Below are 8,017 nucleotides of genomic sequence, written 5' to 3' on the forward strand. Positions count from 1 at the left end.
CTAACCAATGTCCACTGTGGCGCGCCGCCGTACTGCCGCGCGTTGCTGCCGTGCGAACCGTAGGCCCACGTAGGCGACCGCACCGGAGGCCAGGTACAGCAGAGCCTGCACGTTGAGCACGAGTACGACGCTGAGCACGTCACCAAGCAGGCCGGCGGCGGCCATGCCCAGCCCCTGCGACGCGTTGTAGATCGCGTAGTAGACGCCGAAGGCCCGGCCCAACTCGGTGTCGGGCACGCTCTGTTGGATCTGCGCGAAAGCCCCGCTGGCGTACGCGATGCCCGGCGCGCCGACCAGGATGAACAACCCGATGTACCACTCCGGTTGGCGGGTGACCGCCGGCCCGTTCCAGATGACAAGGCTGATCAGTGCGAAGGTGGTCGCCCCGAGGCTCATCAGCAGACGAGGGCTGAACCGGGCGCCAAGCATGCCGACGATGAGCCCACCCGCGACCCCACCGATCGCCTGGACGCCGCGCAGCACACCGGTCAGGGTGCCGTCGGCGTGCAGGGCGCGGCTGACGAAGACCACGAAGAGCACCACGAACAGGCCCTGCGCGATGCCGCCCAACGCCACACTCACGATCGTCACCCGCACGGCGCGGTTGCGAAGCATCGCCGTGAGGCCGTGTCGCCACGCGGTGAGGAACGATGACGTACGGTCCGGGGTCGCCGGATCCGCGGTGGTGTGGTGGGCGGCCCGGCGGGCGGCGGCGATCAGTGCTGCCGTGATCACGAAGGCCACGGCTGCGCCGACGGCCAGGTAGCGGGTGCCGTCGCGCGTGATGGCGAACCCACCCAGCGAACCTCCGACGAGACGTCCGACGCTGATGTTGAGCGCCACCACGCTGTTGGCGCGCACCAGGTGCGCGGGCTCGACGAGGCGTGGCAGCGCGGCGTTGCGGGCGGAGTCGAACGTCAGGGTCAGCACCGCCTGCGCGCCGGCTACCAGCGAGATGATCCATAGATGGTGGCCGGGTTGACCGAGCAGCGGGATCACCACCGCTGCCTGCAGCACGGCGACGCAGCTCATCAACCGGAACTTGTCGAAACGATCGGCGAGAGCACCGGCGAACGATCCCACAGTGATCCCGCAGAGCAGCTCGACGAGGAAGACGGCGGAGGTGGTGAGCGCCGAGCCGGTCACCCCGAACACGTAGATCGGCAGCCCGGTGAGCAGCAGCCAGCTCGCCACGCTGGAGAAGAGCCCGGCAACCCAGACGAGGGCGAAGCTGCGGTGTCGCAGCAGCGCCACCATCTCAGATCAACTCGGGCGTGGGGTACGCCTGCAGGTTGAGACTGACCGGCCGGGCGCCGCTGGGGGGCGCGGTGCGCAACGGGCGCAGGTACGGCCGGATGACGGCGTCCAGGGTCAGCGTGAGGTGCCGCAGCTCCTCCGGGGTGAGCGCGAGCGTGTAGTTGTGGAAGGTGGCGCTCTCCTGCCACTCGTCGGTCAGCTTGTGCTGTTGCTGCTGGTAGCGCTGCAACGACCGGAACACCTCGTCGACCCCCAGGGCGGTAAGCGCGTCGTTGATCTGCCGGCCCTCGGCGTCATCGGGATCCGGCAGAAATTCGAACCCGGTCGCGGCGGCGCGCCACGGTCGGTCACGCTGATTGGCCCCGTCGGCGTTGGCCCGCTCGATGAGGCCGTGCCGGGCCAGTTGACGCAGGTGGTAGCTGCAGTTCGCGCCGGTGTCGTCCAGGGCCTCGGCGCACTGCGCGGCGGTTCTCGGGCCGGCGGCCAGCAGGTAGCGCAGCAGCCGCAGGCGCAGCGGATGCGCGAGCGCGCGCAGCTTGGTCGCGTCCTGCACGCGCACCCGGCGCTCCGGCTCGTTCGGCTCCATCAGCACCCCTTAACGAAAGACTCCTTTCGGTTATACCTCCTGGCAGTCCTCTTTCGCAACAAATCTTTCGTATAGAGGTACCGCGACGCGTCGCGATGCACCTCGGTGATGACGTTGTGCACCTGCGGAAACTGGCAGTCGAGCAGCAGGACGGTAGCGTCGCTGGCCGGCGTGGCGAGGAGCGCCTTCTAGCTGGCGGCCTTGTCAGAGAGGGGTCGCGGGTACCGGAAGGCGCTCAGCAGGGCGGTGACCAAGCCAGCCACCAGCAAGATCCTCACCATGTGGAACACCACGGCGTCGCCGGTGGAATCCGGCGGGAAGGCGCCCTTGACGAGCATGCCGACGCCCAGCCCCAGCCCCAGACAGGCATGCATCGCGGCCCGCAGGCGTGGCAGGGGCTGCTGGCGGCCGAAGATCCGGGGCGCGGCCACGCCCCCGCGGCTTCTGACGAGCAGCACGGCGGCCATGGCCAGGTTGGCCGCGGCGCACACGACGGCCAGGACCACGTCCACGGGTTCCATGAGGCCAGACGCTAGCGCACCCATGTCCGCGAGGGTCGAGGCCGGCTGGCGAAAACCTGTGGCGCGGCACCCTTTGCCCTAATCTAGGGCTGTCGATTGTTACCGCCAGCTCCGTTCGAGGAGAGGTGTCCCGATGGTGAACGTCGATAGCCGAACCCTTCCGCGTTTTCTCTCCATCCCGCTGGCCGTTGTGCTGGCCGCCGGCCTGTCCCTGGTCGGCGTCGCGCCGGCGGCGGCCGGGCAGACCGGCCTGCGCGCTGCCGACCCGAGCGTGATCCGCGTCGGTGGCACCTACATCTCCGTCCAGTCGGTCAACGGCGGGATCGCCGTGCGGCAGGCAGCCTCCCCCGACGCGCTGGCCGCCGCGTCCGCGCGGCAGGTCTGGACGGACAGCCGCAACCTCGGTGAGGTCTGGGCCCCGGAGATCGTCACCGATGGCGGGCGCTACTACATCTACTTCTCGGCCGGGCGCGGGGCCGCCCACCGGATGTACGCGATCCACTCGGCGTCGCCGGCCAGCGGCTACACGGCCGAACGGCAGCTCGCACTGCCCGACGGCAGGTGGGCCATCGACGGCAGCCTGTTCACCTTCAACGGGCAGCGGTGGTTCGTCTGGTCCGGTTGGGCCGGGGACACCAACGTCGAGCAGAACATCTACCTCAGCCGGATGAGCGACCCGCTCACCCCGTCCGGCGGTCGGTACGTCATCTCCCAGCCTCGCGAAAGCTGGGAGCGCGTCGTCGGCAACCCGTTCATCAACGAGTCCCCCGAGGCGATCCGGGACCCCAACGGGCAGCTGCACATCGTCTACTCGGCCAACGGCAGTTGGAGCGACCAGTACTGCCTCGCCGACCTTCGGCTGCGCGCCGGCGGCGACCCGACGTACGTGTGGGACTGGTACAAGTCGAACGGGTGCCTGTTCGGCTCGAACCGGGCCACCATGATGGCCGGCTGGGACCCCACCCTGCACGTGAACGGGCCTGGCCACCACAGCTTCGTGCTGCTCAACGGCGACATCGCGACGAGCCCACCCGCCGGGCCGAGGTTCCCGCTGATGTACCACGGGGTGCCCAAGGGCACCGCGTACTCCTGGGCGAACCGCTACTGGTACACCGGCACCTTCTGCTGGTGGGGCAACACCACCTACCGCCGCGCCAACGTGCCCGGCCCAACGGCCGACACCGGGTTCAGCATCAAGTTCTTCGAGTGATCCGGACGTACGACCCGGCCCTTCGCCGACCGTCCCGTCCCGATTGGCGTGCATCGATGGTGACCGTCTAGCCTTGGCTCCCTCCACTGTGGACGACGAAGGGCTTTAGATGAAGCGCAAGACGATGACCGGCCTCATGGCGGTGCTCACCATGATCACGGCGATGCTGGTCGGCACCGGCAGCCCGGCGGCGGCCGCCTCCTCCGGCCCTTGGGTGATCCAGCCCTTCACGAACGACTACTGCCTGTCGCCGGAGGCCTTCTCGTCGGCGCTCAACGTCGTGGTCGACCAGCACCTGTGCGAGGGCGGGCCGAACCGCAACTGGACCTTCACCACGACCAGCTCGGGCTACTACCGCATCTCCTTCAACAACGGCGGCAGGTGCATGGCCGTCCGCGGCGCGGTGACCACCGAACGGGCCAAGATCGCCACGCAGGTGTGCGGCGACGCCCGCCTCAACGACCAGTGGCTACCGATCAAGCTCTTCACCTCCGGGAGCGCTGACTACTACCAGCTCAAGAACCGGGGCACCGGCAAGTGCATGGCGGTGGAGGCCAACTCGAGGTTGAACGGTGCCGACATGATGCAGTTCACCTGCTACACGACGTCGGAGAACCAGGCCTTCACCTGGGGCCTCTGGTAAGCAACGCTCTTCATCCGCGGCGGGACCTCTCCGGGTCCCGCCGCGGTTCCGCGTTTCCGGCCGGTGTGCCGAAAGATCGACTCGGTTTCCGTGAAGTCGGGGTGTCCCCGCAGTCGGGACACCCCGACTTCCGTGAAGGCGAGTGGATCGTGGGCGGCGCGCGGGTGTCGGCGCGAGGAGCCTGCCCATCGCCGCATTTCAGTGGCGGCCCGCTGAGGCCGCCGAGCCACGATCGCGGCCGGAGATCACATCGGTCTCTGCCGTCTTTCCGTTCGTCACCCGTCGTAGCGCCCACTCGGCCGGCCCGTACCGGTAGTGGCGCAGCCACCACGCGCTCACCGCGAGCTGCACCGCGTAGATCAGGAGTGCGAGCCCGGTCGTCCCCACCGGCGACACGCTCCCGGCCAGGCCAAGCCCGATCCCGCTGAAGATGAGCAGCCCGAGCAGCGATTGCCCCAGGTAGTTGGTGAGTGCGATCCGCCCCGCCGGTGCGAGGGCCGACCGCACGAACCCGAACCGCGGGCTGTGCATCATCCGCAGCAGCGTGGCCACGTACGCAGCCGTCAGCAGCGGCGCGGTCGCCGCGCTCACGCCCACGGCCAGCGGCTGGCCGTTGCCGCCGCCGAGCGCGTACACCAGACCGCCCGCGATCCCCACGGGGAAGCCGACCCACTGGATCCGCCGCAGCACCGGCTCGTGACCGGTGACGCCGGCGAGGAGTCGCCGTCGGCCGGCGACCATGCCGAGCAGGAACATCGCCAGCGCCGTCGGCCCCTGGAACGTCGCGGACTGGAGCACCAGGAAGGGAAGCCCGGAGAGGTGGTGGCCAATGACGTCACCCCATCCGCCGAGCATCGCGGCCGTCGCCTTCTCGGCGTTGGCCAGTGCCTCGGCTCGGGTCGGCAGGAACGCGGAGGAGTTCGCGAGGAGGCCGCTGGCCAGGAGGCTCAGCAGCACGATCCCGTAGAGCACGCTTGCGACGCGCACCGCCGTCCGGTCGCGGACCCGGCGCATCCCGAGCAGGATCAGGCAGACCACCGCGTAGGTCATCAGGATGTCGCCGCCGTACAGGAGCGCGGTGTGCAGGGCGCCGAGGATGAAGAGGCCGGCGATCCGGCGCAGCATCCGCGGCCCGAACGCGGCCCCCGCGCGCCCAGCCGCCTCCATCTGCAGCGTGAAGCTGTATCCGAACAGGAACGAGAAGAGGATGTAGAACTTCATGTCGACGAACACCGCGGACAGGAACCGCGTCGCGTCGTCGAAGACCGACGAGAACGCCGGGTCCGTGATCAGGTTGCCCGGGTAACCGGAGGCCATGAAGGTGATGTTCACGACGAAGATCCCGAGCAGCGCGAAGCCCCGCAGCGCGTCGAGGTCGTGGAGGCGCTGCCCGGCGCTCGACCGGCTCGCCGTGGCGCCCAACGCGCCCGCTGACACGTCCATATGCTTCTTCTTCCGTCCGGCCCGACGACAGCATTTAATATACGGGAGATACTATCCATGGGACACAATGCGCCGTCAATGGCCGACGACGTGCCCGCCGACCTGGCGCGTCTCTGGCGACTGTCGACGTCCGCACGCCGCGGCCGGCCCGCCGAACTCGACGTCGAGCGGGTCGTCGGTGCCGCGGTGGACCTGGCGGACCACGAGGGCCTGGACGGGGTGACCCTGCAGAAGGTCGCGCAGACTCTCGGCTTCACCAAGATGTCGCTGTATCGGCACGTGGGCTCGAAGGAGGAACTCGTCGAACTGATGACCGACCACGCCACCGGGTCCGCCCCCAGGTTGGACGTGGACGGCTGGCGTGACGGCGTGCATCGCTGGGCAGCGGCGATCCGGACCCGGTACGCCGAGCACCCGTGGCTCGTGGAGGTTCCGATCGCGGGCCCGCCCCGAGGGCCCAACGCCATCGGCTGGATGGACGCGTTCCTGCGGGTCCTGCACGACAGTGGTCTGGATCCAAGGACGAAGGCAGGCATCCTCGTCGTCGTCAGCGGTTATGTGCGCAACGCGATCCTGCAGAGCCGGCAGATGGCGGCGGGCCGCAGCGGCACCGGGCTCAGCCAGTCGGACGTCGAGCAGAACTACGGCCTCGCCCTCGCCACGCTCGTCCACCCGGAGCGCTTCCCCGAGGCCGCGCCACTGTTCGCGGCGGGCGCGTTCGAGAGCGAACCGGGCGAGGATCCAGAGGAGCAGGACTTCGCCTTCGGCCTCAACCTGATCCTCGACGGCGTCGAGGCGGCCATCGGGCGGCGCACCCGCTGAGCGTCGACAGCTCGCCGCTGTCCACAGCCGCGTCCCGCCGCTGGCCGCCGTACGCCCGACCGACGCTGCCGCCGATCAGGATTCCCGCTTGGCCTTGCTGCGACGGACCCGCCGACGAGGCGTGTCGTCGCCGCCCGCCAGCCGGGTGAAGGTGAGCATGTTCGCCAGCGCCACGGCGATGATCGCGAGGCCGACCTGGATCGCGAGCACGACCCAGTCCCAGCGCAGCACCCACACCTGCACGTTGGCCCCGTCGTCGATGTTGAGCGCCCTGGCGACCACTGTGCCCAGCACCGCCGAGCCGACGCCGATGACGAACGTGGCGAAGATGCCGATCCGCTGCCTCCCCGGCAGGATGAGTCGTCCGAGCAGGCCGACGAGGGCGCCGATGAGCACCGCGCCGAGATAATCACTTACCAGCATTGCTGTTTCTCCCCTCCAGCAGTGCCGAGATACATGCCCGGATCTCACGTTGCCGGAAACCCCGCCCCGATCAGGGCTGCGGGCATGTCACCCTGACCCACTACTCTGGCGGAGCTTTCACCCCTGAACGAAGGAAACTCATGGCCCGCCCCTACAAGCCCGGCCCGAAGCAGTTCGTCTTCGCTGGCGGTGACGGCGACGATCAACACGTCTCGGTGGGCGACCCGCAGGAGGCGTACGTGGCGTTCTCCGCGTTCTTCCGGGGCCGAGAGTCTGACACGTACACCATCACCGACGAGCCGGCGAGGCAGCGCCTGGTGCTCATGCCCAGCCTGGGGGTGATCTCCCGGATCACGGAGGCGGACCATCCTCGGTCGGAACACCTCCGGGTCGACAGGCCCAACCGCTACCTGCCGAGCGCGATGCTGTTCTTCGAGAACGGATATGCCGGCCTCGACCACTTCGGCCAGTGGCTTGCCGACCTCTCCGACCTCGACGCGTCACCGGAGGCGCGCGGTGCCGCACGCGCCGCCACGATCACGACGGAGGCAGCGGCGATCGACGAAGTGGGCCGGATCTGGGCGGATTCCGGCTACGTCGACCCGACCGACAGCTACTACATCTTCTTCGACTCGCAGGACATCGACGATGATCGGGCCGACCGAGCCGAATTGCTCCGGTTGATCGAGTTCCTCGGTCTCGAACGGGTCGACGCCCCGGCCGGGGCCGCCGGGGGCGAAGTCTGGGTGCGCTCCGACCCACGCCTCGACGCCCAATCTGAACAGTGGTCGTGACGAGATGAGAGACATCGTCTTCACGCGTAGCAGTGGCTGGATCCCGACCGTCATCCGCGAGGACGGCGAGCTGAAGCTGATGCTCGGCGCCGGAGCCGACGCCAACCACGAGCCCCGCACGTTCACGATCCCGATCTCCGAAGCTCACTTCGCGGTGATCCGGGAAGACCTGGCCCGACACCTGCTGCTGTGGAGTGCGGTCCTACCGCTGTGCCAGGCCGCCGGGACCCGGGGCCAGCTCGACGAAAACGCCGCCGTCGCACTCCTGGACCCGATCCTGCTCTCCCCGCCCGCAGACGTCGACGCGCTGTTTCGGCG

General features: G+C 69.0%; 10 protein-coding genes. 5 read left to right on the forward strand and 5 right to left on the reverse strand.

Annotated features, from left to right (window positions below; translation table 11 throughout):
- The 3 genes from ABZ749_RS23675 to ABZ749_RS23685 form a co-directional block, all read right to left on the reverse strand.
- On the reverse strand, positions 1 to 1,257 hold the full coding sequence (locus tag ABZ749_RS23675) for an MFS transporter (protein WP_357231230.1): 1,257 nt from the start codon (positions 1,255 to 1,257) through the stop codon (positions 1 to 3).
- Position 1,258: 1 nt separating this feature from the next.
- The gene (locus ABZ749_RS23680) at positions 1,259 to 1,843 is read right to left on the reverse strand and encodes a winged helix-turn-helix domain-containing protein (RefSeq protein ID WP_357231233.1); all 585 of its coding nucleotides are present in this window, start codon (positions 1,841 to 1,843) and stop codon (positions 1,259 to 1,261) included.
- 188 nt (positions 1,844 to 2,031) lie between these two features.
- The gene (locus ABZ749_RS23685; protein ID WP_357231236.1) at positions 2,032 to 2,364 is read right to left on the reverse strand and encodes a hypothetical protein; all 333 of its coding nucleotides are present in this window, start codon (positions 2,362 to 2,364) and stop codon (positions 2,032 to 2,034) included.
- A 133-nt stretch (positions 2,365 to 2,497) separates the two neighbouring features.
- Between ABZ749_RS23685 and ABZ749_RS23690 the strand changes: the two genes are divergently transcribed.
- Both ABZ749_RS23690 and ABZ749_RS23695 read left to right on the forward strand, forming a co-directional pair.
- A complete protein-coding gene (locus ABZ749_RS23690; RefSeq protein WP_357231239.1) occupies positions 2,498 to 3,574 on the forward strand; it encodes a glycoside hydrolase family 43 protein in 1,077 nt (358 codons plus the stop codon).
- A gap of 109 nt (positions 3,575 to 3,683) precedes the next feature.
- Positions 3,684 to 4,217, forward strand: coding sequence for an RICIN domain-containing protein (locus ABZ749_RS23695; protein ID WP_357231242.1), 534 nt, complete (start codon positions 3,684 to 3,686; stop codon positions 4,215 to 4,217).
- Between the two features lie 198 nt (positions 4,218 to 4,415).
- Here the strand turns inward: ABZ749_RS23695 and ABZ749_RS23700 are convergent, their stop codons facing one another.
- On the reverse strand, positions 4,416 to 5,660 hold the full coding sequence (locus ABZ749_RS23700) for a DUF418 domain-containing protein (protein WP_357231245.1): 1,245 nt from the start codon (positions 5,658 to 5,660) through the stop codon (positions 4,416 to 4,418).
- Positions 5,661 to 5,738: 78 nt separating this feature from the next.
- On the opposite strand from ABZ749_RS23700, the gene ABZ749_RS23705 reads away from it, so the two are divergent.
- Positions 5,739 to 6,482 carry a TetR/AcrR family transcriptional regulator gene (locus ABZ749_RS23705; protein WP_357231248.1) on the forward strand — a complete coding sequence of 248 codons (744 nt, stop codon included), beginning with the start codon at positions 5,739 to 5,741 and terminating at the stop codon, positions 6,480 to 6,482.
- Between the two features lie 75 nt (positions 6,483 to 6,557).
- Here the strand turns inward: ABZ749_RS23705 and ABZ749_RS23710 are convergent, their stop codons facing one another.
- The gene (locus tag ABZ749_RS23710; protein ID WP_357231251.1) at positions 6,558 to 6,905 is read right to left on the reverse strand and encodes a GlsB/YeaQ/YmgE family stress response membrane protein; all 348 of its coding nucleotides are present in this window, start codon (positions 6,903 to 6,905) and stop codon (positions 6,558 to 6,560) included.
- 140 nt (positions 6,906 to 7,045) lie between these two features.
- Here ABZ749_RS23710 and ABZ749_RS23715 point away from each other — a divergent pair, with 140 nt between their 5' ends.
- Together ABZ749_RS23715 and ABZ749_RS23720 are read left to right on the forward strand one after the other, a co-directional pair.
- Positions 7,046 to 7,699, forward strand: a complete 654-nt coding sequence (locus ABZ749_RS23715) for a hypothetical protein (RefSeq protein ID WP_357231254.1) — start codon at positions 7,046 to 7,048, stop codon at positions 7,697 to 7,699.
- 4 nt (positions 7,700 to 7,703) lie between these two features.
- A partial coding sequence (locus tag ABZ749_RS23720; RefSeq protein ID WP_357231257.1) for a DUF6357 family protein occupies positions 7,704 to 8,017 on the forward strand: 314 nt, incomplete at its 3' end.

Origin of the sequence: Micromonospora sp. NPDC047753 (genome assembly GCF_040642735.1) — a bacterium.
Classification (GTDB): domain Bacteria; phylum Actinomycetota; class Actinomycetes; order Mycobacteriales; family Micromonosporaceae; genus Micromonospora.